Below are 22,639 nucleotides of genomic sequence, written 5' to 3'. Positions count from 1 at the left end.
CGCGTTAGCGCGGAAACATTTTCGCGTTAGACTGTTTTAAAAATCATGGGGCTCTTGGCCCCATGGTCGTTTTTGCCCCCAATATTTTCCAGGAGAACCCCATGACCGTCATGAAATCACTGCTGGCTGCCGCCGCCGCTACCGTTGCCTTGGGCGCACAAGCCCAGACCTTGCCCACCTCCGGCACCCTCGTCGTGGTGCCCGCCAACGGCGAAGTGGTGCATGCGAACGACCAGGTGACCGTCACCCTGGCCGTCGAAGAGCAGGACAAGGACAAGGCCGCCGCCGCCTCGCGCGTGAACCAGAAGATGAACCAGGGCGCGGCCATCGTCAAGAAAGCCGATCCGCAAGCCGTGCTGAAGACCCAGGGCTATTACACGTATGCCGTGTATCCTGAAACGGCGCCATTGCCGCCTGGTGTCGCCGCCAAACCCAGAGTGCCGACCGGCTGGCGAGTGGGCCAGTATCTGCAGGTAACGACGACCAACCTGGCCGCCTTGCCGAAAACCGTGTCGGCTGCGCAAGGCGTGCTGACCCTAAACCGCCTGAACTTCGGCCTGGCGCCCGCCACCATCCGCAAGCTCGACGACCAGCGCATCGCCGCCGCCTACAAGAACCTCAACGAGCGCGTGGCCGCCATCGCTGGCGCCATGGGCCGCACTGTCAGTGACGCCGTGATCGACACTATCGACTTCGAAGGTTCGGGCAACTACGCGCAGCGCGCCAACGTGGCCGGCGCGCGCGCCATGAGTGCCGATGCCATGGGCCATGGCGGCAACCAGGTGGCCGAGCCGAGCTTCGAGCCGGGCGAAACGACCCTGAACATGGGTCTGGTGGCCAAGGTCAAGTTCAAATAAGGCTTGAACAGGGATCAATATTGCCAGCTTGACGCCGCCGTGCTTTTCTTTGGCGGTGGCTCCTCTATAATGACAACACCGGCGGGTGCATGCCGTGACAGTCATGCGCCTGCCATCTGGCACCGATTCCCCCGCAGTACACAAGATATGGAACAACATGGCAAACTTCCCCCGTCGTAGAGGCAAGAACGGCACTCCCGCAGTATCCAAAGCGTCCCGCTTCAGCAAATTCGCGCGCCAGCCGGTGAGCGATGGCACTGGCAAGAAAACCTTGCGCCGCCGCGGCATCTATCTGTTGCCGAACGCCTTCACGACGGCAGCCCTGTTTTGCGGCTTCTACGCCATCGTCATGGCCATGAACCAGAAATTCGAGCACGCGGCCTGGGCCATCTTCATCGCCATGATCCTCGACGGCCTCGACGGCCGCATCGCGCGCCTGACGAATACGCAGAGCGAATTCGGCGCCCAGTACGACAGCCTGTCGGACATGGTGTCGTTTGGCGCCGCGCCGGCGCTGGTGATCTACGAATGGTCGCTGCGCGGCATGGGCAAGCTGGGCTGGCTGGCCGCCTTCGTGTATTGCGCCGGCGCCGCCTTGCGCCTGGCCCGCTTCAACACGAATATCGCCGTGGTCGACAAACGCTTCTTCCAGGGCTTGCCCAGCCCGGCTGCGGCCGCCATGGTGGCCGGCTTCATCCTGCTGATGAACGACCTGGAATTTGCCGGCAACCAGCTGGCCTGGGTGTCGTGGACGATCGCCCTGTTTTCCGGCCTGACCATGGTCACCAACGTACCGTTCTACAGCTTCAAGGATGTGAATTTCCGCAAGTCCGTGCCTTTCATCGTGGTATTCCTGCTGGCATTGTTCTTTGCGCTCATTTCCATCGATCCGCCGAAGGTGCTGTTCCCGATTTTCGTCGTGTATGGCCTGTCCGGCTACGCCGTGTTTTTCTGGCGCATGGCGAAGGGCAAGCCCGTCAGCATCATCCAGACCGACCCCGAGCATTAATGCGGCGAGTCGGTAGCGTCGCCAGTCTTCAGCCAGCCAGGAGCAGCCATGACCACCAGCAACCGACTCATCATTTTTGACACCACCCTGCGCGACGGCGAGCAATCTCCGGGCGCCTCCATGACGCGCGAGGAAAAGCTGCGCATCGCCAAGCAGCTCGAGCGCATGAAGGTCGACGTGATCGAGGCGGGCTTCGCCGCCGCCTCGCAGGGCGACTTCGAATCGATACGGGCGATTGCCGGTGCCGTGCGCGAGTCCACTATCTGCTCGCTGTCGCGCGCCAACGACCGCGACATCGCCCGCGCCGCCGAGGCCTTGGCGCCTGCCGAGCGCAAGCGCATTCATACCTTTATCGCCACGTCGCCCCTGCACATGCAGATGAAGCTGCGCATGACGCCAGAGCAAGTGCTTACGCAGGCGCAAAATGCCGTGCGCTTTGCGCGCCAGTTCACGGACGACATCGAATTCAGCCCCGAAGACGGCAGCCGCTCCGACGAAGATTTCCTTTGCCGTGTGCTTGAGGGCGTGATCGCCGAGGGCGCCACCACCATCAATTTTCCCGACACGGTCGGCTACGCCGTGCCCGAAATCTTCGGCGCGACCATCAAGCGCTTGCGCGAACGCATACCGAACTCCGACAAGGCCATCTGGTCCGTCCATTGCCATAACGACCTGGGCCTGGCTGTGGCCAACTCGCTGGCCGGCGTCATGATAGGCGGCGCGCGGCAGATCGAGTGTACGGTCAATGGCCTAGGCGAGCGGGCCGGCAATACGGCGCTGGAAGAAGTGGTGATGGCGCTGCGCACGCGCGCCGCCTATTACAACCTGACGGTGGGCATCGATACGACGCAGATCGTGGCGGCGTCCAAAATGGTGTCGCAGATCACGGGCTTTGCCGTGCAGCCGAACAAGGCCGTCGTCGGCGCGAACGCTTTTGCACACGCGTCCGGCATCCACCAGGACGGCATCTTGAAGGCGCGCGAGACGTATGAAATCATGCGCGCCGAAGACGTGGGCTGGACGGCCAACAAGATCGTGCTCGGCAAACTGTCGGGGCGCAATGCCTTCAAGCAGCGGCTGCAGGAGCTGGGCATTTCTCTGGAATCGGAAGCGGAAGTCAACGCGGCCTTCCTGCGCTTCAAGGAACTGGCCGACCGGAAATCCGAGATTTTCGACGAAGACATCATGGCCCTCGTCAGCGAGGAGCAGCAGGCGCAGGAGAGTGAGCACTACCGTTTTGTTGCGCTGACGCAGCAGTCGACGACGGGCGCCGTGCCCCATGCGCGCGTGGAGTTTCTCGTCGGCGGTGAGCAGCGCAGCTGCGAAGGGCAGGGCGACGGCCCCGTCGACGCCACCGTCAACGCCATCGAAAGCGCGGCCGCCAGCGGCGCCGAGCTGGTCCTGTTCTCCGTCAACGCCATCAGCACGGGCACGCAGTCGCAGGGTGAAGTCACGATGCGCCTGTCGCGCGACGGGCGCATCGTCAATGGCGTGGGCGCCGATCCGGACATCATCGTCGCGTCGGCCAAGGCGTATTTGTCGGCCTTAAACAAACTGCATGCGAAAGACGAGCGCATCGACCCGCAACCGTGAGGGGGCGCTAACTACCAGAAAAACCGCCGCTCTTCCTTGGCGGGATCGGGCCCGTTCATCATCATGCGCACGATGCCGTCGTGGTCGAAGTGCACATGCATCATGGAGTCCCACACGCCCGATTCCTTGTAGCGGTAGGACCAGACGTGCAGTTTCGGCAGCGACAGGTATGAGGTTTCCGTCGGGCGGCCCAGGGTGTGCAGCACGTCTTGCTGCGTCGACACGCCCACCTTGATGCGGGCAAAGCCCGGCGTGTCGAGCACTTGCTCGTAGGAAATCAACCTGTCGTCGGGGCCGAAACGGGCCATATACGTGTACTGGCCGTACGGTCCCGTTGCGTATTCGAGTTCGGGACCGGTCGGAAGCTGGTAGATATTCGTCGGCCGGCCCAGGCGCGCTTCCACTGAGGCGCGCGGCTCGCCCGGCTGGGGCGGCGGGACGTTCCAGCTGGCGCAGCCGGCCAGCATGGCAAACAGCAGCGGTGTTGCTGATTTGAGCAGTTTTTTCATGTTTGACCTCCTGAAATGCAGGAAAACCCTATCATGCACCGAGAAAAGCGCGCACGGCAGGATACAGGCGGGCATTTTTCCGATATACTTGCGCGTCTGGTTGGAAGCATAGGCCAGTATTTTAATAATCGTAGTTCACGGTGGATAGGGTTCAGACTCTGTGCACCGCATGTGAAAGGTTTATCATGACAGTAGAAAACATCAACAAAGCCGCTATCATCGCGGACAACGCACGTGGTCAAAACGACACCGGCTCCCCTGAAGTGCAAGTTGCACTGCTGACAGCTCGCATCAACGAACTGAACGGCCACTTCAAAGCCCACTCGAAAGATCACCACTCCCGCCGCGGCCTGATCATGATGGTCAACCGTCGTAAGAGCCTGTTGTCCTACCTGAAGGCTAAAGACGCTACCCGTTATCGCGACCTGATCGCTAAACTTGGTCTGCGCAAGTAATTTTTGCCGTACAAGGTTTATACAGAAATGCCTGCGCCAGTTCGCTGACGCGGGCATTTTGTCATTTGAATTCCGGATTTATGTCGAGAAGTACAGTATTCTCTACCGATATCATGTTTTAAAAGTAAAGTAGTAAAGGCGGCAACGAAGTTTTCGCCGCCTGTGGTGAGGTGAACGACAGCCCCTGAAAATCTGTCGGCAATTAGAAAAGGGATACCCCATGTTTAACAAAGTTACGAAAACCTTCCAGTACGGTCAACATCAAGTGACCCTGGAAACCGGCGAAATCGCACGTCAGGCATCCGGCGCAGTGCTGGTGTCGATCGAAGATACCGTCGTTCTGGCAACGGTAGTGGCACGCAAAGATGCCAAGCCAGGCCAGGATTTCTTCCCTTTGACGGTTGATTATGTCGAGAAAACCTATGCTGCCGGTAAAATCCCGGGCGGTTTTTTCAAGCGCGAAGGCCGTCCTTCCGAAAAAGAAACACTGACCTCCCGTCTGATCGACCGTCCTATCCGTCCGCTGTTCCCGGAAGGCTACCTGAATGAAGTGCAAGTCATCATTCACGTGTTGTCGGTCAACCCTGAAATCGATCCGGACATCGCCGCCATGATCGGCGCATCGGCTGCCCTGTGCGTATCGGGCGTGCCTTTCAACGGTCCTATCGGCGCCGCGCGCGTCGGTTACGCCAATGGCCAGTACATCCTGAACCCGACCGTCCAGCAACTGAAAACGTCGGAAATGGATCTGGTTGTCGCCGGTACCGAAACGGCCGTGCTGATGGTCGAATCGGAAGCGAAACAGCTGTCCGAAGAAATCATGCTGGGCGCCGTGGTCTTCGGCCACGACCAGATGAAAGTCGTCATCGACGCGATTCACGACCTGGTGCGTGACGGCGGCAAGCCGGAAGTCGAATGGGCGCCTGCGCCGAAAAACGAAGCACTGATCGCCCGCGTCGCGCATTTCGCCAACGCCAAGATCAATGACGCGTATCAAACCAAGGACAAGCAAGAGCGTACGGCCAAGCTGAAAGCAGCGACGTCGGAAGTGATCGCCGACCTGTCGGCTGAAGTGGCTGCCAACGGCGGCGCGGCTATCGACAGCGCTGAAGTCAACAACATCCTGTTCGACATCGAAGCGAAAATCGTGCGTACGCAAATCCTCGACGGCGAGCCACGCATCGACGGCCGCGACACGCGCACCGTGCGTCCGATCTCGATCCGCACCAGCGTGCTGCCACGCACCCACGGTTCGGCCTTGTTCACGCGCGGCGAAACGCAAGCGCTGGTCGTGGCAACTTTGGGCACCGCCCGCGACAGCCAGAAGATCGATGCGCTGATGGGCGAGTTCACCGATTCGTTCATGCTGCATTACAACATGCCTCCGTTCGCCACCGGCGAAACGGGCCGTGTCGGTACGCCTAAGCGCCGCGAAATCGGCCACGGCCGCCTGGCCAAGCGCGCGCTGATCGCTGCCCTGCCAGCAGCTGAAGAGTTCAGCTACTCGGTGCGTCTGGTATCGGAAATCACGGAATCGAACGGTTCCTCGTCGATGGCTTCCGTCTGCGGCGGCTGCCTGGCACTGATGGACGCCGGCGTGCCGATGAAAGAACACGTGGCCGGTATCGCCATGGGCCTGATCAAGGAAGGCGGCAAGTTTGCCGTGCTGTCCGACATCCTGGGCGACGAAGATCACCTGGGCGACATGGACTTCAAGGTAGCCGGTACCCGCAACGGTATCACGGCGCTGCAGATGGACATCAAGATCATGGGCATCACCAAGGAAATCATGCAAGTGGCACTGGCGCAAGCCAAGGAAGGCCGCGAGCACATCCTGGGCGAAATGCAAAAAGCCATGCCGCACGTCAAAACCGAACTGTCCGATTTCGCACCGCGTCTGATCACCATCAAGATCAACCCGGAAAAAATCCGTGACGTGATCGGCAAGGGCGGCGCCGTGATCCGTGCGCTGACCGAAGAGACGGGCACCCAGATCGACATCAGCGACGAAGGCGTGGTCACCATCGCTTCCGTCGACGCTGCTGCCGGCCAGGAAGCCAAGCGCCGCATCGAAGAACTGACCGCTTCCGTCGAAGTGGGCAAGACCTACGAAGGCACCGTGCTGAAACTGCTGGACTTCGGCGCCATCGTCCAAGTCATGCCAGGCAAGGACGGCTTGCTGCACATCTCGCAGATCGCCAACGAGCGCGTCAACGCCGTGGCCGACTACCTGAAAGAAGGCCAGCTGGTGCGTGTAAAAGTTCTGGAAACGGACGACCGCGGCCGTCTGAAACTGTCGATGAAAGCTGCTGAAGGCAACGAAGCGCCAGCCGCTTAATTTCCTTCAGGTTCGCCTGAATGCGGCCTCGGCCGCATGATCAAAACCGCCAGCGCGCAAGCCCTGGCGGTTTTTTTTGCGCCGCGTTTGCGCTGCATCGAAAGTGTGTGTCGACGTGTGCATCGGCCTTGATACAGCGCGTATCGGCCGCTGCCGCTCCTTGTAGATTCGGAAAGGGAATCTTCCCCTGAACGAGTCTTCCAAGGAGATGCAGCATGCGCACATTCCGCGGGCTGGCCGCCGCCTTTCTGCTTGCCGTTTCGCCCTGCACCTGGGCACAGGCTGACGACGCACCGACGCCGGTGCCGCTGCCCATCCCCATCGCCGCTGCATCCGCAGCCATGCCGGCGCAAGACCTCGACGCCTTGCGCGCCGTGCATGCGCGCGAAATCAATGACCTCAGCACCTTCAAGACCATCGGCCTGCAGCGCCCGGTGATCGACGGCTGGCTGGAGGGTGAGGACGGGCAGCAATTCCTGGCCCAGCTGCGCGCGGCCGATCCGGGCGCGCCGGCGGAGACGATTTATGCGCGGGCCGTTGAGCAGCTGGCGTCCGGCAATAAGTTGCCGACCGTCTGGCTGATCGATATTCCGCTCTACAAGGTAGTGCCGCACGGACAGAGCGTCTTGCGCTATTCGCCATACTTCACCACTATCGGGCAGTTGCAAGGCAGCGACGAGTGTGACTCGCTGGCAGACTGCTTCGGCTTGCCGCTCAGGAGCGAAGCGCCGCTGTATGATGTGTATGAGGTCACGCCTAACGGGACCGTGACGGTGTTTGTCAGCTCGGTGGCGCCGACCGAAGAGCTGGGCGGCCTGGTGCGGCGCAAGGGTGGCGCCTTGCAATACCTGTTGCCCAATCGCAAGCTGTGGTCGGCGCCCGTGCTGGTGGGCACCATCAAGAATTAGGAGTGAACATGGATCAGTCGCGCCTGCAAGCCTGTACTACCGAACTGGAACAGTTGCTGGCCCGCCTGGCGGGCGCCGATACGGAAGTGGCCGACCTGCGCAGCGCGCTCGAGCCGCTGCTGGCCCTGGCGGGCAGCGGGGGCTTGAGCGCACCCCTGCCATGGGGCGATATCCCCGGCGGGCGCTACTTTAACGAAGGCAGTTTGCGCTGCTACCCTGAGCTGGAGCAGGCGTTTGCCCGCTTCCGCATCGAGGCGACGGGCGGCGACTCGCCCGCCTTGCGCAAGCTGCGCGGCGAGACATGAACTATATGGTATCAATTGTTGTTTATGGGTAATTGACTGTCAGTATTGCTTGACGACAAAATCTTATTCCCCGACCATGGTGCATCCCTCCCGATTTTCTCTTTTTTTATTGGATGCACCATGTTGTCCTCCCTTAAGGCGCGGCTGATCGCCATCGCCGTTTCCATCGTCGTGCTGGCCATGCTGGCTGTCGCCATTGCCAATTTCTTCACGACGCGTTCCAGCACCCTGGCCGCGCTCGACACGCAGATGCTGCAGTTGTCGCACAGCCATGCGCAAGCCATCGCCGAATGGCTGCGTTCCAAGCAAGCCGTCGTGGGCTCGCTCAAGCAGGGCGCCACGGCGGCCGATCCGCTGCCGGCCCTGAAGGCGGCCGAACAGGCGGGCACCTTCGACATGGCGTACATCGGCTTTGCCGACAAGCACGCCGTCTTTTCGCAGGAGCGCAAGCGCGCCGCCGACTACGATCCCACGGCGCGCCCCTGGTACAAGCTGGCGTCCGAAGTGGGCGGCCCCATCATCACCGCGCCCTACATCGGCGCCAGCACGGGCAAGCTGGTGGTGACGTTTGCCGAGCCGCTGGGCGGCAAGGGCAGCGTGACGGGCGTGATGGCGGCCGACGTGATGATGGATGCGGTAGTGCAAAACGTCGCTTCGATCAAGCCGACGGCGTCCAGCTATGCCTTCCTCGTCGATGGCGGCGGCAAGATCATCGCCCATCCGGATAGCAAACTGACTCTGAAACCGCTGGCCGAGCTGGACCCGGGCCTGAGCGCGCAGGCGCTGGCCGATATCGAAAAGAGCGGCAATGGCGCAGCCATTCGCCTCGGTGACCGTAACGGTATCTTGCATGTCAGTAAAGTGCCGGGAAGCGACTGGCTGCTGGCTACCGTGCTCGACCGTGCAGAAGCGACGCAGGCACTGAGCTCCATGCTGCGCGCCTCGGCCTTGACGGCCTTGCTGGTGCTGGCCCTGGCCGCCACGGTATTGAGCGTACTGGTGGCGCGCGCCTTGCGCCGCCTGGGTCTGGTGCGCGATGCGATGGAAGCGATCGCCACGGGCGACGGCGACCTGACCAGCCGCCTCGACGCGGAAGGAGCGGACGAGCTGGCGCAGATCGCCAAGGCATTCAACTTGTTCGTCGAAAAGATCGCCACCGTGCTGATGCAGATCCGCAGCATCAGCACCCTGGTGCGCAGCGAATCGGCCGACATTGCCGCCGGCAATGCGGACCTGTCCTCGCGTACGGAAGCGCAGGCGGGCGCGCTGGAAGAGACGGCCAGCTCAATGGATGAGCTGACGTCGACCGTCAAGCAGAATGCGGAAAACGCGCATGCAGCCAACGAGTTGGCCGTGTCCGCCTCGGAAGTGGCGGCCAAGGGTGGCCGCGTGGTGCAGCAGGTGGTGGGCACCATGGCTGGCATCCAGGAAAGCTCGCGCAAGATCGTCGACATCATCGGCGTGATCGACGGTATCGCCTTCCAGACGAACATCCTGGCGCTGAACGCGGCCGTCGAGGCGGCGCGCGCGGGCGAGCAGGGCAGGGGCTTTGCCGTGGTGGCGTCCGAAGTGCGCAACCTGGCGCAACGCTCCGCCGGTGCGGCGAAGGAAATCAAGGAATTGATCGGCGATTCGGTGGAGAAGGTCGATGCCGGCGGCCGCCTCGTCGATGAGGCGGGTCAGACCATGGATCAGGTGGTGGCCTCGGTGCAGCAATTGACGACCATCATGAGCGAGATCACGGTGGCCAGCCGCGAACAGAGCGCCGGCATCGGCGAGATCAATACGGCCGTCACGCACATGGATACCATGACGCAGCAAAACGCGGCCCTCGTCGAGCAAGCGGCTGCCGCCGCGGAAAGCCTGCAGGAGCAGGCCGTGGACCTGGCGCAAGCCGTCGGCATGTTCCGCCTGGGCGATGCCGGTCCTGCCGCGGCACACGCGCCCGTGACGCGCCTCAAGGCGAAGCCAGCCGCTGCTGCACCGCGCGCGCCGGCCCGCGCGCTGGCGCCGGTCAAACCCGTCAAGGCGGCCAAGTCCGGCGCCGACGAGTGGGAAGAGTTTTAAGAAGACGCTTAGCGATCTGCACGTTCATCCGCGTTTTTGTCAGGCCAGCCTGCCAAAAATGCAGTTCGTCGCAATCGGCGTGTCTGCCGGGGGCGGTATGGCTATAGTGACACCATACCGCAAGCCCACTGCCAGACACCCGAGGAGAACAACATGAACGTCGCTAAAAACATGGAAGTCATTGCCGTTGCCGCCGCTATCGTGTTCGGCGCCAGCTGCTACGCCATCGCCCCGGCCGCTCCGGCCCTGCAAGTGGCTAGTTCCACGGCCACCCTGGCCGCGCCAGCGAACAAGGCTGCCATGCAAGTGGTGGTCGTCAAGGCCAAGCGCCTGAGCGCTGCCGAAAAAGCCCGTTTTGCATAATTAATTGTCAGCCATTTTCGGCGCTGCTACAGTGGTGCTGCGCGAGCAATGCAGGCGCCCCACGCGGGCGCCGCGACACATAAAAACAAGATACCGAGGATGCACTACATGAAAAAGATTCTGCAATTGGCGCTGCTGTTCCTGGCGACATTGGGCCTGGTGCGCGGCGTGGCCGCCGAGACCCGCTTGCTGGAAATGCGCAACGTCGACGCCCGCGTCGTGCGCGTCAAGCTCGATGGCGTGATGGAAGTGCGCATTCGCCAGGGCAACGTGGCTTCGCTGAGCATCACGGCCGACAAGCGTTACATCGCCGATGTCAGCACGGCGCAAAGCGGCGACACCTTGCACATCGAAACGGAAGTGCGCGGCTTCAAGATCGGCCCCTCGTCGATCCGCGCCGACCTGGTCCTGCCGAACTTGCGCGAACTGAGCTCGGAAGGCTTTGGCAGCACGGACATCACGGGCTTCAAGGGCGAGGAACTGACCCTGTCGCTGGAAGGGGCGGGCAGCATCAAGCTGGTGGGCGACTACCGCAAGCTCAATGCCAGCCTGGGCGGCGTGGGCAGCATGCAGATATGGATAGGCAACAATGAGCGCGCGGAGCTGGACCTGCAGGGTGCGGGCTCGGTGATGCTGGGTGGACGCGGACGTATCCTGAAAGCGAGCCTGGGCGGCCTGGGCAGCCTGAATGCGCAGCAGTTCGAAGTCGATGCCGTCAATCTGGAGTTGAGCGGCCTGGGCAATGCCACGGTGAATGCCCATACGAATGCCAAGCTGAACCTGAGCGGACTCGGCTCGGTGGTGGTGTACGGCAAGCCGGCCAACCGCGATGTCAGCGTCGAGGGCCTGGGCAAAGTCAGCTGGAAGTAAACGCATCCTGCCGCAGGCTTTATTGGCAGAACAAGAATAAGTAGTCAGACCACATCCCATTCCGATGAAAAAACTGATCATTACATTACTCATGCTGTTGGCGATACAGCTACCTGCGCGGGCTGGCTTCGTCGAAGGCGCCAGTGCCTACAACAACAAGAATTACGCGCTGGCCTACAAGGAAATCCTGCCACTGGCCAAGACCGGCAATGCCGATGCCCAGCATTTGCTGGGCTTGATGTATTACATGGGCCGCGGCTTGCCGCAGGATTACAAGCAAGCCATGTTCTGGCACCGCAAGGCGGCCGACCAGGGCAAGGCCGACGCCCAGTATGTGGTGGGCGCCATGTATTACACGGGCAACGCCGTGCTGCAGGACCACAAGCAGGCCGTGAGCTGGTTCCGCAAGGCGGCCGAGCAGAACCACGCCGAGGCGCAGCAGGTGCTGGGCCTGATGTACCGCTACCACATGGGCGGCGTGCAGCAGGACAACGTCATCGCCTACATGCTGTGGAACCTGGCGGCGGCGAACGGCAACGCGAATGCGGCCGATCAGCGCGCCGCCGTGGTGCGCAAGATGACGCATGAGCAAGTCGAGGAAGGACAGGCCCTGTCGGCGAAATGGAAGCCGGGCACGCCGCTGCCGCGCCAGTCGAAGACGGGCGGCGCATAGGGAAGGGGGCATGCCTGCAAGGGTGAACGGCTTGGCGTACAATCGCCGTTTTCCCTTGAAAGAGTCCCGCCATGCGTGCAGTTGCCATCAGCCAGCCAGGTCCCGCCGACGTTTTGCAGATCGTCGAGTGTCCCGTCCCCGCCTTCAAAGCCGGCGAACTGCTGATCAAGGTGCACGCGGCCGGCATCAACCGTCCCGACGTGCTGCAGCGTCTGGGCAAGTACGCGCCGCCAGCCGGTGCGTCCGATTTGCCTGGCCTGGAAGTGGCCGGTGAAGTCGTCGATGGCGATTTCAGCAATACCGCATTCAAGAAGGGCGACCTCGTCTGCGCGCTGGTGCAGGGCGGCGGCTATGCCGAATATTGCGCCGCGCCCGCCGGCCAGTGCCTGCCCTTGCCGCAAGGCTTGACGGCGCTGGAAGGCGCGTCCCTGCCGGAAAACTTCTTTACCGTCTGGAGCAATGTCTTCGACCGCTGCGCGCTGGCCGACGGCGAAACCTTGCTGGTGCAGGGCGGCACATCCGGCATCGGCGTGACGGCCATTCAATTGGCGGCCGCCCTGGGCCACCGCGTGTTCGCCACGGCCGGCAGCGACGAGAAGGCGCGCGCCTGCGAAGCGCTGGGCGCCGAGCGGGGCATTAACTATCGGACGGAAGATTTCGCCGCCGTGGTCACGGAGCTGACTGGTGGCAAGGGCGTCGACGTCATCCTCGATATGGTCGGCGGCGACTACCTGCCGCGCGAAATCGATTGCCTGGCCGACGATGGCCGCATCGGCCTGATCGCCGTGCAGGGCGGCACCAGGGCGGAACTGGACCTGGGTAGCCTGCTGCGCCGTCGCCTGACGGTGACGGGTTCCACCTTGCGTCCCCGTTCCGTCGCCTTCAAGGCGGCCATCGCGAATCACCTGCGCACGACCGTCTGGCCGCTGATCGAGGCGGGCAAGATCAAGCCCGTGATCTATAAAACTTTCCCGTTGGAAAAAGCCAACGAGGCGCATGCCTTGATGGAAGCGAGCACGCACGTGGGCAAGATCATGTTGCAAGTTGCTTGAAACGGGGCACTGCCTGTTTGACCGGCATCGGTGCCGGAGTTAGAATGACGGGTTATTAGAATTTAGGCTACTATGCGTCGCAAACTCGTCGTCGGAAATTGGAAAATGAACGGCAGTCGCACCTCGAACGCGGTGTTATTGTCTGAAATAGTTGCTGGCCTGGCTGCCTCTGGCGCCGCCAGCGCCGTCTGTGTGCCTGCGCCGTATCTGGCGCAGTGCCAGGCGCAATTGGCAGGCACGGCTCTCGGCTGGGGTGCACAGGATGTGTCCGCGCATGCCAGTGGCGCCTACACGGGAGAAATCTCGACCGCCATGCTGCAGGATTTCGGCTGCGGCTATGTGGTGATCGGGCATTCCGAGCGCCGCGCCTACCATGGCGAGAGCGATGCGCAGGTGGCGGCCAAGACGGTTGCGGCGCTGGCGGCGGGCATCACGCCTATCGTCTGCATCGGCGAAACCCTGGCGCAGCGCGAAGCGGGCCAGACCGATACGGTCGTGGCGCAGCAGCTGGGCGCCGTGCTGGCGGCGATTTCCGCCGACGACGTGGCGAAACTGGTGCTGGCCTATGAGCCGGTCTGGGCCATCGGCACGGGCAAGACAGCCACGCCGCAAATGGCGCAGGACGTGCATCAGGTATTGCGCGGCCAGCTGGCGGCAAAGAATGCGGTAGCAGCGGCCGGCGTGCAGATCCTGTACGGCGGCAGCATGAAGCCGGAGAACGCAAAAGAATTGATGGCGATGCCGGATATCGATGGCGGTCTGATCGGTGGGGCAGCATTGAAGGCGGCGGATTTCCTAGCAATTATTCACGCCGCTGATTGAATTAATTTAAACTAAGAATGGAATTGCAATGAACATGATGTTCAATCTGGTAGTGGTAGTACAGGTTATTTCGGCATTGTCGATTATCGCGCTGGTGTTGTTGCAGCACGGTAAGGGCGCCGACATGGGCGCCGCCTTCGGTTCGGGCGCCTCGGGCAGCCTGTTCGGTGCGACGGGTTCGTCGAACTTCATGTCGAAATCGACGGGCGTCGCCGCCGCGATCTTCTTCGGCGCCACCCTGGCCCTGTCGCTGATGGCCAATCAGCGCGCCACGACGGTCGGCGGCGGCGTGATGGATAAAGTCGTCAAGCCAGTGCCGGTCACCGGCGCGGGCGCGATCCCGACGACGGTACCTGCGGCAGCTCCGGCTGCCAGCGCTCCAGCGGCGGCGGCACCGGTTGCCAGCACCCCGGCAGGCGCGATTCCGAAGTAATTTTTGTATGAGCTCGATACCTCATCGAGAGTAATTCTCATTACGGGCAGATTATTGCTCAATGTTTCAGCAGCGCGGCAGGAAAAAATCGTGACGCGCTGGAAGATGTAAAAATTTATCGTTTTTATCTGTGTTTTGATGCATTTGTGCATTAACTTTAGCGGCAAAGCAGAGTAGAATACGGGCCTTACCGCCGACGTGGTGAAATTGGTAGACACGCTATCTTGAGGGGGTAGTGGCGAAAGCTGTACGAGTTCGAGTCTCGTCGTCGGCACCAGAAATCAGAAGCCAGCAACGGCGCACGAGCCATGGCTCGTACAAAGTTGCTGGCTTTTTTTACGAGGATGTGTCGTTCGATCCTGGTCTTAGCTTTGATTGGGGTCGTGCGTTAGATACGCTGCAAATGATCGCAGCGTCCTCATTTAACCGATCGTTCAATATAAGCTCATCAATCGTGAACCTCGAAAATTACTTCCCCGTCCTGCTGTTCATTATTATCGGCCTTGGTGTCGGTATCGCTCCCCAGCTCCTGGGGCGCCTGTTAGGTCCTAACAAGCCTGACGCAGCAAAACTCTCCCCGTACGAATGTGGCTTTGAAGCATTCGAAGACGCGCGCATGAAATTTGATGTGCGCTACTATCTGGTCGCAATCCTGTTTATTTTGTTCGATCTGGAAACGGCATTCTTTTTCCCATGGGGCGTTGCAATGCGCGACCTGGGCTGGGCCGGTTTCGTCACGATGATGGTGTTCATCGCTGAATTCGTGGTCGGATTTTGGTACATTTGGAAGAAAGGTGCCCTTGACTGGGAATAAGCCATGGCTATTGAAGGCGTATTAAGCGAAGGTTTCATCACCACCTCGGCCGACAAGCTGATCAACTGGGCGCGCACCGGGTCTATGTTCCCGATGACGTTCGGTCTGGCCTGCTGTGCGGTCGAAATGATGCATGTGGGCGCAGCCCGCTACGATATGGACCGTTTCGGCGTCGTGTTTCGTCCGTCGCCGCGTCAGTCCGACGTCATGATCGTTGCCGGCACCCTGTGCAACAAGATGGCGCCGGCCCTGCGCAAGGTCTACGACCAGATGGCAGAGCCACGCTGGGTCATCTCGATGGGTTCCTGCGCCAATGGTGGCGGGTACTACCATTACTCCTATTCCGTGGTGCGCGGTTGCGACCGCATCGTGCCCGTCGACGTGTATGTGCCTGGCTGTCCTCCGACCGCTGAAGCCTTGCTGTACGGCATCATGCAGTTGCAGAACAAGATCAAGCGTACCAGCACGATCGCACGCTAACCGGGCCGCTTCAGATTATGACAACACATTTAGAAGTATTGCAAAACGCCCTCGGCACAGCCCTGGGCGATCGCGTTAGCACGACGGTTGCGCTGGGCGAAGTCACCCTGGTCGTCAAGGCCGAGGATTACCTGGCCGTGATGCAGACCTTGCGCGACGATCCGGCCCTGCATTTCGAGCAGCTGCTCGACTTGTGCGGCGTCGACTACTCGACCTATGGCGACGGTAGCTGGGATGGCCTGCGTTTCGCGGCCGTCTCGCACTTGCTGTCTGTCAAGCACAACTGGCGCGTGCGCGTGCGCGTGTTCGCGCCGGACGACGACATGCCGCTGCTGCCCTCCGTGGTGAACATCTGGCGTGCCGTCAACTGGTACGAGCGCGAAGCGTTCGACCTGCTGGGCATCCTCTTCGAAGGCCACAACGACTTGCGCCGCCTGCTGACCGACTACGGTTTCATCGGCCATCCGTTCCGCAAGGATTTCCCCGTCTCCGGCTATGTCGAGATGCGTTACGATCCGGAACAAAAGCGCGTGATTTACCAGCCCGTGACGATCGAGCCGCGGGAAAACGTGCCGCGCGTGATCCGCGAAGAACATTACGGGATGAAATAATGGCTGAGATTAAGAACTACACCCTGAACTTTGGGCCACAGCATCCGGCCGCGCACGGTGTGCTGCGCCTGGTGCTGGAGATGGATGGCGAAGTCATCCAGCGCGCCGACCCGCATATCGGCCTGCTGCACCGCGCCACCGAAAAGCTGGCCGAACAGAAAACCTACCTGCAATCCGTGCCGTACATGGACCGTCTCGACTATGTGTCGATGATGTGCAATGAACACGCGTACGTGATGGCCATCGAAAAGATGCTGGGCCTGGAAGTGCCGCTGCGCGCGCAATACATCCGCGTCATGTTCGACGAGATGACGCGTATCCTGAATCACCTGATGTGGCTCGGTACCCACGCGCTGGACGTTGGCGCCATGGGCCCGTTCCTGTATTGCTTCCGCGACCGCGAAGACTTGTTCGACGCCTACGAGGCAGTGTCGGGCGCACGCATGCACGCGGCCTACTACCGTCCGGGCGGCGTGTACCGCGACCTGCCGGACGCGATGCCGCAGCACAAGGCCTCGATCATCCGCAACGCCAAGGCGATCGGCAAGCTGAACGAAAACCGCCAGGGTTCCCTGCTGGACTTCATCGAAGACTTCGCGCGCCGCTTCCCGAACTCGGTGGACGAGTACGAAACCCTGCTGACCGACAACCGTATCTGGAAACAGCGCACGGTCGGCATCGGCGTGGTCTCGCCGGAAGATGCGCTGGCCATGGGCTTTACGGGCGCCATGCTGCGCGGCTCGGGCGTGCAGTGGGACTTGCGCAAGAAACAGCCGTACGAAGTGTACGACCTGATGGATTTCGACATTCCTATCGGCACCAACGGCGATTGCTACGACCGCTACCTGGTCCGCGTGGAAGAGCTGCGCCAGTCGAACCGCATCATCAAGCAATGCGTGGAGTGGCTGCGCAACAATGAAGGTCCTGTCATGACCAGCAACCGCAAGGTGGCGCCTCCGGGCCGTGTCGACATGAAGACCAACATGGAGTCCTTGATTCACCACTTCAAGCTGTTTACGGAAGGTTTCCACGTGCCGCCAGGCGAGGCCTACAGCGCCGTGGAACACCCGAAGGGCGAGTTCGGCGTGTACTTGGTGTCCGATGGCGCCAACAAGCCGTACCGCATGAAACTGCGCGCGCCAGACTACGCCCACTTGCAGTCGCTCGACGAAATGGCACGTGGGCACATGCTTGCCGACGCCGTGACCATCATCGGGACGCAAGACATCGTGTTCGGCAGTATTGACCGCTAAGAGGCAAAAAGTATGTTGTTATCAGAGCAATGCTATAAGAAAATTGACCGCGAGCTGGCCAAGTACCCGGCCGACCAGCGTCAGTCGGCCGTCATGGCCGCGCTGGCCCATGCCCAGGATGAACTGGGCTGGCTGGCGCCGGAAACCATGAAGGAACTGGCCGATTACATCGGCATGCCGGCGATTGCCGTGCAGGAAGTGGCCACGTTCTACAATATGTACAACGTGAAACCCGTGGGCAAGCACAAGATCACCGTGTGCACCAACCTGCCATGCGCCCTGTCGGGCGGCGTGCGCGCTGCAGAGTACCTGAAGCAGAAACTGGGTATCGATTTCCGCGAAACCACCGCAGACGGCCAGTTCACCCTGGTTGAAGGCGAGTGCATGGGTGCTTGCGGCGATGCGCCTGTCTTGCTGGTCAGTAATAAAACCATGTGCAGCTGGATGTCGAACGAGAAGATCGACGCCATGCTGGAGGAACTCAAGAAATGACGTCACTCCACAACCGCCATATCGATCCATTGATCCTGAAGGATCTGGATGGCAAGAACTGGCATTTGCAAGATTATGTGAACCGCGGCGGCTACAGCGCTTTGCGGCGTATCCTGGAAGAGAAAATCACGCCGGAACAGATCATCGCCGACCTCAAGGCGTCGTCCTTGCGCGGCCGTGGCGGCGCGGGTTTCCCTACCGGCTTGAAGTGGAGCTTCATGCCGCGCCAGTTCCCGGGCCAGAAATACCTCGTCTGCAATACAGATGAAGGCGAACCGGGCACTTTCAAGGACCGCGACATCATTCGTTACAATCCCCATGCGCTGATCGAAGGCATGGCCATTGGCGCTTATGCGATGGGCATCACCGTCGGCTACAACTATATCCACGGTGAAATCTTCCAGGAATACCTGCGTTTCGAAGAAGCGCTGGAAGAGGCGCGCGCCGCCGGTTTCCTGGGCGACAAGATTATGGGCAGCGAGTTCTCGTTCCAGTTGCATGCGCACCATGGTTATGGCGCCTACATCTGCGGCGAAGAAACGGCCCTGCTGGAGTCCTTGGAAGGCAAGAAAGGCCAGCCGCGCTTCAAGCCGCCTTTCCCTGCCTCGTTTGGCCTGTACGGCAAGCCGACGACGATCAACAACACGGAAACCTTCGCGGCCGTGCCATTCGTGCTGAACATCGGTCCAGAGAAATACCTGGCGATGGGCAAGCCGAACAATGGCGGTTCGAAGATCTTCTCGATCTCGGGCGACGTGGAAAAACCGGGCAACTATGAAGTGCCGCTCGGCACCCCGTTTGCGACCCTGCTGGAACTGGCAGGCGGCATGCGCGGTGGCAAAAAGATCAAGGCCGTGATCCCTGGCGGCTCGTCCGCGCCGGTGATCCGCGGCGACATCATGATGCAGACCGACCTGGACTACGACTCGATCGCGAAAGCCGGTTCGATGTTGGGTTCGGGCGCCGTCATCGTGATGGACGAAACACGCTGCATGGTAAAGGCGCTGGAACGCCTGTCCTACTTCTACTTTGAAGAATCGTGCGGCCAGTGTACGCCTTGCCGTGAAGGCACAGGCTGGATGTATCGCATGGTGCACCGCATCGAGCAGGGGCAGGGTCGTCCAGACGACCTGGACATGCTCAACTCGATCGCCGACAACATCCAGGGCCGCACCATTTGCGCGCTGGGCGATGCGGCTGCCATGCCGGTACGGGCCTTCATTAAGAATTTCCGTGAAGAATTTGAATATCATATCGAGCACAAGCATTGCTTAGTGCCCGCATATATCTAAGCTGCGTCAGGTAACGATCACCATGGTTGAAATCGAAATAGACGGCAAAAAAGTCGAAGTCCCTGCTGGTAGCATGGTGATGGACGCCGCCAACAAATTGGGAACCTACATTCCGCACTTCTGCTATCACAAGAAATTGTCGATCGCAGCGAACTGCCGCATGTGCCTGGTCGAAGTGGAAAAGGCGCCCAAGCCTTTGCCCGCTTGTGCGACCCCGGTCAGTGCCGGCATGATCGTGCGCTCCGCCAGCGATAAAGCTGTGCAGGCGCAAAAGTCGGTCATGGAATTCTTGCTGATTAACCACCCGCTCGATTGCCCTATCTGCGATCAGGGCGGCGAATGCCAGTTGCAAGACTTGGCAGTGGGTTACGGCAAGAGCGAGTCGCGCTACAAGGAAGACAAGCGCGTCGTCACGCCGAAGGAAGCCGGTCCGCTGGTCTCCATGCAAGAGATGTCGCGCTGCATCCAGTGCACCCGCTGCGTACGCTTTGGCCAGGAAGTGGCCGGCGTGATGGAGCTGGGCATGATCGGCCGCGGCGAGCACTCGGAAATCGTGTCCTTCGTCGGCCAGTCGGTCGACTCGGAACTGTCGGGCAACATGATCGACCTGTGCCCGGTTGGCGCACTGACCTCGAAGCCGTTCCGCTACAGCGCCCGTACGTGGGAACTGTCGCGCCGCAAATCGGTCAGCCCGCATGACGGCCTCGGTACGAACCTGATCGTGCAAGTGAAAGCTGGCAAGGTCAAGCGCGTATTGCCGCTGGAAAACGAAGCCGTCAACGAGTGCTGGATCTCGGACAAGGACCGTTTCTCGTACGAAGCGCTGGACAGCGCTGAACGCCTGACTTCCCCGATGCTGAAACAAGGCAACGAGTGGAAAGAAGTCGATTGGCAAACCGCGCTGGAATACGTGGCGCACGGTTTGAAAAACATCAAGCACGAGCATGGCGCTGACGCCATCGCCGCGCTGGCAACGTCGCATTCGACCGTCGAAGAGCTGGTCCTGCTGCAAAAAGTGGCCAACGGTCTCGGTTCCGAGAACGTCGACTTCCGCCTGCGCCAGACCGACTTCGCGCTGGACGCTGGCGTCAAGCCATGGCTGGGCATGCCGATCAACGAATTTGGCCAGATCAAGCGCGCCTTCGTCATCGGCTCGTTCCTGCGCAAGGATCACCCATTGCTGGCCACGCGTTTGCGCGCGTCCGTCAAGGGCGGCGCCAAGCTGTCGATCCTGCACGCCTCGGACGATGATCAATTGATCACCATCGCCAACAAGATGATCGTGGCGCCAAGCGATTGGCTGGCGGCCTTGTCGGAAGTGGTCGTCGCTGTTGCCAAAGCCAAAGAAATCGCCGCGCCAGCCGGTTTTGAAGCGGTCACCGCTTCGGACGTGGCAGTGGCCATCGCCGCGAGCCTGATGGCTGGCGACCATGGCGCCGTGCTGCTGGGTAACGCGGCAACGCAACACCCGCAAGCGTCGCAACTGCATGCTGCCGCGCAATGGATCTCCGAACAGACGGGCGCCAAGCTCGGTTACCTGACGGAAGCGGCCAACACGGTAGGCGCGCACCTGGTCGCCAAGCCGCGCGCGAATGTGCAAGCTGCCTTTGCCGTGCCGAAAAAAGCCTACGTGCTGCTGCACGCCGAGCCGGAACTCGATGCCGCCAATCCACAAGCGGCCCGCGCCGCCCTGGATGGCGCCGACATGGTCGTGGCCATGTCCGCCTTCAAGCACGGCATGGAGTACGCCGATGTCTTGCTGCCGATCGCCCCGTTCGCTGAAACCTCGGGCACCTTCGTCAACTGCGAAGGCCGCGCGCAAAGCTTCAACGGCACCGTGAAACCGCTGGCGGAAACCCGTCCAGCCTGGAAAGTGCTGCGCGTCCTGGGCAACATCCTGGGCCTGGCCGGTTTCGACTACGACACATCCGAAGCGATCCGCGACGAAGCGTTTGGCGCTGGCGTGACCGATCTGTCGGCACAGCTGAACAACATCGCCAAGAACGCACCGGAAGCGGCTTCGTACGCACCGGCATCGCCTGCGCTGCAACGCATCGCCGACGTGCCGATCTACTTCGCCGACGCGCTGGTACGCCGCTCCGAACCGTTGCAACGCACGGTCGATGGCGCCGCGCCGCAAGCCCATTTGTCCGCCGAACTGGCTGGCAAGCTGGGCATCAAGGCGGGCGACAAGGTCAAAGTGGCGCAAGGCTCCGGCAGCGCCATCCTGGTGGCGGCTATTCACGCCGGCCTGCCAGCCAATGTGGTCAAAGTGTCGGCGGCGCATGCCTCGACGGCTGGCCTGGGCGGCATGTTCGGTGACATCACAGTTGAAACAGCAGAGGGGAAAATCTGATGGCTCTGCCTGAATTTGTAAACGTCATCAACAGTACCGGCCAGGATTTGCTGGGCGCTACCTGGCCGTTCTTCTGGACCCTGATCAAGATCCTGTGCGTGCTGTTGCCGCTGATGGGCCTGGTTGCTTACGCCACCCTGTGGGAGCGCAAGCTGATCGGCTGGATCCAGATCCGCGTCGGCCCGAACCGCGTGGGTCCATTGGGCTTGCTGCAACCGATCGCCGATGCGCTGAAGCTCTTGTTCAAAGAGATCATCATCCCGGCCAAGGCCGCCAAGGGCCTGTTCGTCATCGGCCCGATCATGACCATCATGCCGGCCCTGGCCGCCTGGTCGGTCGTGCCGTTCGGTCCGCAAGCCGTGCTGGCCAACGTCAACGCGGGCTTGCTGCTGCTGCTGGCGATTACCTCGATGGAAGTCTACGGCATCATCATCGCCGGCTGGGCCTCGAACTCGAAGTACTCGTTCATGGGCGCCATGCGCGCTTCGGCACAGATGATTTCGTATGAAATCCCGATGGGCTTCGTGATGGTCATCGTGCTGATGGTCTCGGGCAGCCTGAACTTCATCGACATCGTCGGCGGCCAGCAAATCGGCTACTTTGCCGACAAGGGCGTGAACTTCCTGTCGTGGAACTGGCTGCCGCTGCTGCCGATGTTCGTCATCTACATGGTGTCGGGCCTGGCAGAAGCCAACCGTCACCCGTTCGACGTCGTCGAAGGCGAGTCGGAAATCGTTGCCGGCCACATGGTCGAGTACTCGGGCATGGCCTACGCCATGTTCATGCTGGCCGAATACGCCAACATGATCCTGATCGGCGCGCTGACTTCGATCATGTTCCTCGGTGGCTGGTCCGCACCATTTGCCTTCCTCGAGTTCTGGGGTGGTTTCGGCGGCTTCTTCTGGCTGTTCGCCAAGACCTTCTTCATCGTGTCGGTGTTCATCTGGGTACGCGGTACTTTCCCACGCTACCGTTATGACCAGATCATGCGCCTCGGCTGGAAAGTGTTTATCCCGTTGACGCTGGTCTACCTGGTCTTCGTCGCTGCCTGGATGCAGACATCCTGGAATATTTGGAAGTAAGAGAG

At 61.0% G+C, this 22,639-nt stretch carries 23 protein-coding genes and 1 tRNA gene; 23 read left to right on the top strand and 1 reads right to left on the bottom strand.

Annotation, left to right across the window (positions count from 1 at the left end; translation table 11 throughout):
* Window positions 1-101 precede the first annotated feature (101 nt).
* From SKZ59_RS21430 to SKZ59_RS21420, 3 genes are all read left to right on the top strand, one after another.
* Window positions 102-857, top strand: a complete 756-nt coding sequence (locus tag SKZ59_RS21430) for an SIMPL domain-containing protein (RefSeq protein WP_319992884.1) — start codon at window positions 102-104, stop codon at window positions 855-857.
* 157 nt (window positions 858-1,014) lie between these two features.
* The gene (gene pssA, locus SKZ59_RS21425; RefSeq protein ID WP_034750030.1) at window positions 1,015-1,866 is read left to right on the top strand and encodes a CDP-diacylglycerol--serine O-phosphatidyltransferase; all 852 of its coding nucleotides are present in this window, start codon (window positions 1,015-1,017) and stop codon (window positions 1,864-1,866) included.
* Window positions 1,867-1,914: 48 nt separating this feature from the next.
* The gene (locus tag SKZ59_RS21420; protein WP_319992883.1) at window positions 1,915-3,459 is read left to right on the top strand and encodes a 2-isopropylmalate synthase; all 1,545 of its coding nucleotides are present in this window, start codon (window positions 1,915-1,917) and stop codon (window positions 3,457-3,459) included.
* An 11-nt stretch (window positions 3,460-3,470) separates the two neighbouring features.
* Here the strand turns inward: SKZ59_RS21420 and bamE are convergent, their stop codons facing one another.
* Window positions 3,471-3,968 (bottom strand): outer membrane protein assembly factor BamE, encoded by a 498-nt coding sequence (bamE, locus tag SKZ59_RS21415; RefSeq protein WP_319992882.1) that lies wholly within the window; start codon window positions 3,966-3,968, stop codon window positions 3,471-3,473.
* Window positions 3,969-4,153: 185 nt separating this feature from the next.
* Here bamE and rpsO point away from each other — a divergent pair, with 185 nt between their 5' ends.
* The 20 genes from rpsO (at window position 4,154) to nuoH (ending at window position 22,634) form a co-directional block, all read left to right on the top strand.
* Window positions 4,154-4,423, top strand: coding sequence for a 30S ribosomal protein S15 (rpsO, locus tag SKZ59_RS21410; RefSeq protein ID WP_010399743.1), 270 nt, complete (start codon window positions 4,154-4,156; stop codon window positions 4,421-4,423).
* Window positions 4,424-4,643: 220 nt separating this feature from the next.
* Window positions 4,644-6,761, top strand: coding sequence for a polyribonucleotide nucleotidyltransferase (gene pnp, locus SKZ59_RS21405; protein WP_034750019.1), 2,118 nt, complete (start codon window positions 4,644-4,646; stop codon window positions 6,759-6,761).
* Between the two features lie 215 nt (window positions 6,762-6,976).
* Complete coding sequence (locus tag SKZ59_RS21400; protein WP_070302204.1) at window positions 6,977-7,669, top strand: hypothetical protein; 693 nt, start codon at window positions 6,977-6,979, stop codon at window positions 7,667-7,669.
* An 8-nt stretch (window positions 7,670-7,677) separates the two neighbouring features.
* On the top strand, window positions 7,678-7,974 hold the full coding sequence (locus tag SKZ59_RS21395; RefSeq protein ID WP_181878049.1) for a hypothetical protein: 297 nt from the start codon (window positions 7,678-7,680) through the stop codon (window positions 7,972-7,974).
* Window positions 7,975-8,094: 120 nt separating this feature from the next.
* Window positions 8,095-10,041, top strand: a complete 1,947-nt coding sequence (locus SKZ59_RS21390) for a methyl-accepting chemotaxis protein (protein ID WP_319992881.1) — start codon at window positions 8,095-8,097, stop codon at window positions 10,039-10,041.
* 153 nt (window positions 10,042-10,194) lie between these two features.
* The gene (locus tag SKZ59_RS21385; protein ID WP_070302198.1) at window positions 10,195-10,404 is read left to right on the top strand and encodes a hypothetical protein; all 210 of its coding nucleotides are present in this window, start codon (window positions 10,195-10,197) and stop codon (window positions 10,402-10,404) included.
* Between the two features lie 108 nt (window positions 10,405-10,512).
* Window positions 10,513-11,274 (top strand): GIN domain-containing protein, encoded by a 762-nt coding sequence (locus SKZ59_RS21380; protein ID WP_072452723.1) that lies wholly within the window; start codon window positions 10,513-10,515, stop codon window positions 11,272-11,274.
* Between the two features lie 64 nt (window positions 11,275-11,338).
* Window positions 11,339-11,947, top strand: a complete 609-nt coding sequence (locus tag SKZ59_RS21375) for a tetratricopeptide repeat protein (RefSeq protein WP_034750002.1) — start codon at window positions 11,339-11,341, stop codon at window positions 11,945-11,947.
* A gap of 71 nt (window positions 11,948-12,018) precedes the next feature.
* Window positions 12,019-12,999: an NAD(P)H-quinone oxidoreductase gene (locus tag SKZ59_RS21370; protein WP_319992880.1), complete on the top strand. Its 981-nt coding sequence runs from the start codon at window positions 12,019-12,021 to the stop codon at window positions 12,997-12,999.
* Window positions 13,000-13,071: 72 nt separating this feature from the next.
* Entirely contained in the window at window positions 13,072-13,821 is a 750-nt protein-coding gene (tpiA, locus tag SKZ59_RS21365; RefSeq protein ID WP_072452727.1) for a triose-phosphate isomerase, read from the top strand.
* Between the two features lie 28 nt (window positions 13,822-13,849).
* Complete coding sequence (secG, locus tag SKZ59_RS21360) at window positions 13,850-14,254, top strand: preprotein translocase subunit SecG (protein WP_034749996.1); 405 nt, start codon at window positions 13,850-13,852, stop codon at window positions 14,252-14,254.
* Between the two features lie 192 nt (window positions 14,255-14,446).
* Window positions 14,447-14,531: transfer RNA gene (locus SKZ59_RS21355), tRNA-Leu, on the top strand.
* A gap of 177 nt (window positions 14,532-14,708) precedes the next feature.
* The gene (locus SKZ59_RS21350; protein WP_010399734.1) at window positions 14,709-15,068 is read left to right on the top strand and encodes an NADH-quinone oxidoreductase subunit A; all 360 of its coding nucleotides are present in this window, start codon (window positions 14,709-14,711) and stop codon (window positions 15,066-15,068) included.
* A gap of 3 nt (window positions 15,069-15,071) precedes the next feature.
* Window positions 15,072-15,548, top strand: coding sequence for a NuoB/complex I 20 kDa subunit family protein (locus SKZ59_RS21345; protein ID WP_010399733.1), 477 nt, complete (start codon window positions 15,072-15,074; stop codon window positions 15,546-15,548).
* Window positions 15,549-15,565: 17 nt separating this feature from the next.
* A complete protein-coding gene (locus SKZ59_RS21340; protein ID WP_034749994.1) occupies window positions 15,566-16,159 on the top strand; it encodes an NADH-quinone oxidoreductase subunit C in 594 nt (197 codons plus the stop codon).
* Complete coding sequence (locus SKZ59_RS21335) at window positions 16,159-17,412, top strand: NADH-quinone oxidoreductase subunit D (protein WP_034749992.1); 1,254 nt, start codon at window positions 16,159-16,161, stop codon at window positions 17,410-17,412. Before SKZ59_RS21340 ends, SKZ59_RS21335 begins: the two co-directional genes overlap by 1 nt.
* Window positions 17,413-17,424: 12 nt before the next feature.
* Complete coding sequence (gene nuoE / locus SKZ59_RS21330) at window positions 17,425-17,904, top strand: NADH-quinone oxidoreductase subunit NuoE (RefSeq protein WP_035820520.1); 480 nt, start codon at window positions 17,425-17,427, stop codon at window positions 17,902-17,904.
* Window positions 17,901-19,196, top strand: a complete 1,296-nt coding sequence (gene nuoF / locus SKZ59_RS21325; RefSeq protein ID WP_010399729.1) for an NADH-quinone oxidoreductase subunit NuoF — start codon at window positions 17,901-17,903, stop codon at window positions 19,194-19,196. Before nuoE ends, nuoF begins: the two co-directional genes overlap by 4 nt.
* Window positions 19,197-19,218: 22 nt before the next feature.
* Window positions 19,219-21,552, top strand: coding sequence for an NADH-quinone oxidoreductase subunit NuoG (gene nuoG, locus SKZ59_RS21320; protein WP_319992879.1), 2,334 nt, complete (start codon window positions 19,219-19,221; stop codon window positions 21,550-21,552).
* Window positions 21,552-22,634 carry an NADH-quinone oxidoreductase subunit NuoH gene (gene nuoH / locus SKZ59_RS21315; RefSeq protein ID WP_319992878.1) on the top strand — a complete coding sequence of 361 codons (1,083 nt, stop codon included), beginning with the start codon at window positions 21,552-21,554 and terminating at the stop codon, window positions 22,632-22,634. The genes nuoG and nuoH overlap by 1 nt, the downstream gene beginning before the upstream one ends.
* Window positions 22,635-22,639 lie beyond the last annotated feature (5 nt).

This window comes from Janthinobacterium sp. GMG2 (assembly GCF_033949445.1).
Lineage (GTDB): Bacteria > Pseudomonadota > Gammaproteobacteria > Burkholderiales > Burkholderiaceae_D > Janthinobacterium > Janthinobacterium aestuarii.
Note: the sequence above shows the minus strand (reverse complement) of the source record. Positions and strands in the feature narration are given on the sequence as shown.

Coding starts and splice junctions, on each gene's coding strand:
- pssA (WP_034750030.1), top strand. CDS start 1,015: ATGGCAAACTTCCCCCGTCGTAGAGGCAAGAACGGCACTCCCGCAGTA.
- SKZ59_RS21385 (WP_070302198.1), top strand. CDS start 10,195: ATGAACGTCGCTAAAAACATGGAAGTCATTGCCGTTGCCGCCGCTATC.
- bamE (WP_319992882.1), bottom strand. CDS start 3,968: ATGAAAAAACTGCTCAAATCAGCAACACCGCTGCTGTTTGCCATGCTG.
- SKZ59_RS21370 (WP_319992880.1), top strand. CDS start 12,019: ATGCGTGCAGTTGCCATCAGCCAGCCAGGTCCCGCCGACGTTTTGCAG.
- nuoE (WP_035820520.1), top strand. CDS start 17,425: ATGTTGTTATCAGAGCAATGCTATAAGAAAATTGACCGCGAGCTGGCC.
- SKZ59_RS21335 (WP_034749992.1), top strand. CDS start 16,159: ATGGCTGAGATTAAGAACTACACCCTGAACTTTGGGCCACAGCATCCG.
- SKZ59_RS21400 (WP_070302204.1), top strand. CDS start 6,977: ATGCGCACATTCCGCGGGCTGGCCGCCGCCTTTCTGCTTGCCGTTTCG.
- SKZ59_RS21430 (WP_319992884.1), top strand. CDS start 102: ATGACCGTCATGAAATCACTGCTGGCTGCCGCCGCCGCTACCGTTGCC.
- nuoF (WP_010399729.1), top strand. CDS start 17,901: ATGACGTCACTCCACAACCGCCATATCGATCCATTGATCCTGAAGGAT.
- SKZ59_RS21420 (WP_319992883.1), top strand. CDS start 1,915: ATGACCACCAGCAACCGACTCATCATTTTTGACACCACCCTGCGCGAC.
- SKZ59_RS21345 (WP_010399733.1), top strand. CDS start 15,072: ATGGCTATTGAAGGCGTATTAAGCGAAGGTTTCATCACCACCTCGGCC.
- pnp (WP_034750019.1), top strand. CDS start 4,644: ATGTTTAACAAAGTTACGAAAACCTTCCAGTACGGTCAACATCAAGTG.
- SKZ59_RS21380 (WP_072452723.1), top strand. CDS start 10,513: ATGAAAAAGATTCTGCAATTGGCGCTGCTGTTCCTGGCGACATTGGGC.
- rpsO (WP_010399743.1), top strand. CDS start 4,154: ATGACAGTAGAAAACATCAACAAAGCCGCTATCATCGCGGACAACGCA.
- SKZ59_RS21395 (WP_181878049.1), top strand. CDS start 7,678: ATGGATCAGTCGCGCCTGCAAGCCTGTACTACCGAACTGGAACAGTTG.
- nuoH (WP_319992878.1), top strand. CDS start 21,552: ATGGCTCTGCCTGAATTTGTAAACGTCATCAACAGTACCGGCCAGGAT.
- tpiA (WP_072452727.1), top strand. CDS start 13,072: ATGCGTCGCAAACTCGTCGTCGGAAATTGGAAAATGAACGGCAGTCGC.
- secG (WP_034749996.1), top strand. CDS start 13,850: ATGAACATGATGTTCAATCTGGTAGTGGTAGTACAGGTTATTTCGGCA.
- nuoG (WP_319992879.1), top strand. CDS start 19,219: ATGGTTGAAATCGAAATAGACGGCAAAAAAGTCGAAGTCCCTGCTGGT.
- SKZ59_RS21340 (WP_034749994.1), top strand. CDS start 15,566: ATGACAACACATTTAGAAGTATTGCAAAACGCCCTCGGCACAGCCCTG.
- SKZ59_RS21375 (WP_034750002.1), top strand. CDS start 11,339: ATGAAAAAACTGATCATTACATTACTCATGCTGTTGGCGATACAGCTA.
- SKZ59_RS21390 (WP_319992881.1), top strand. CDS start 8,095: ATGTTGTCCTCCCTTAAGGCGCGGCTGATCGCCATCGCCGTTTCCATC.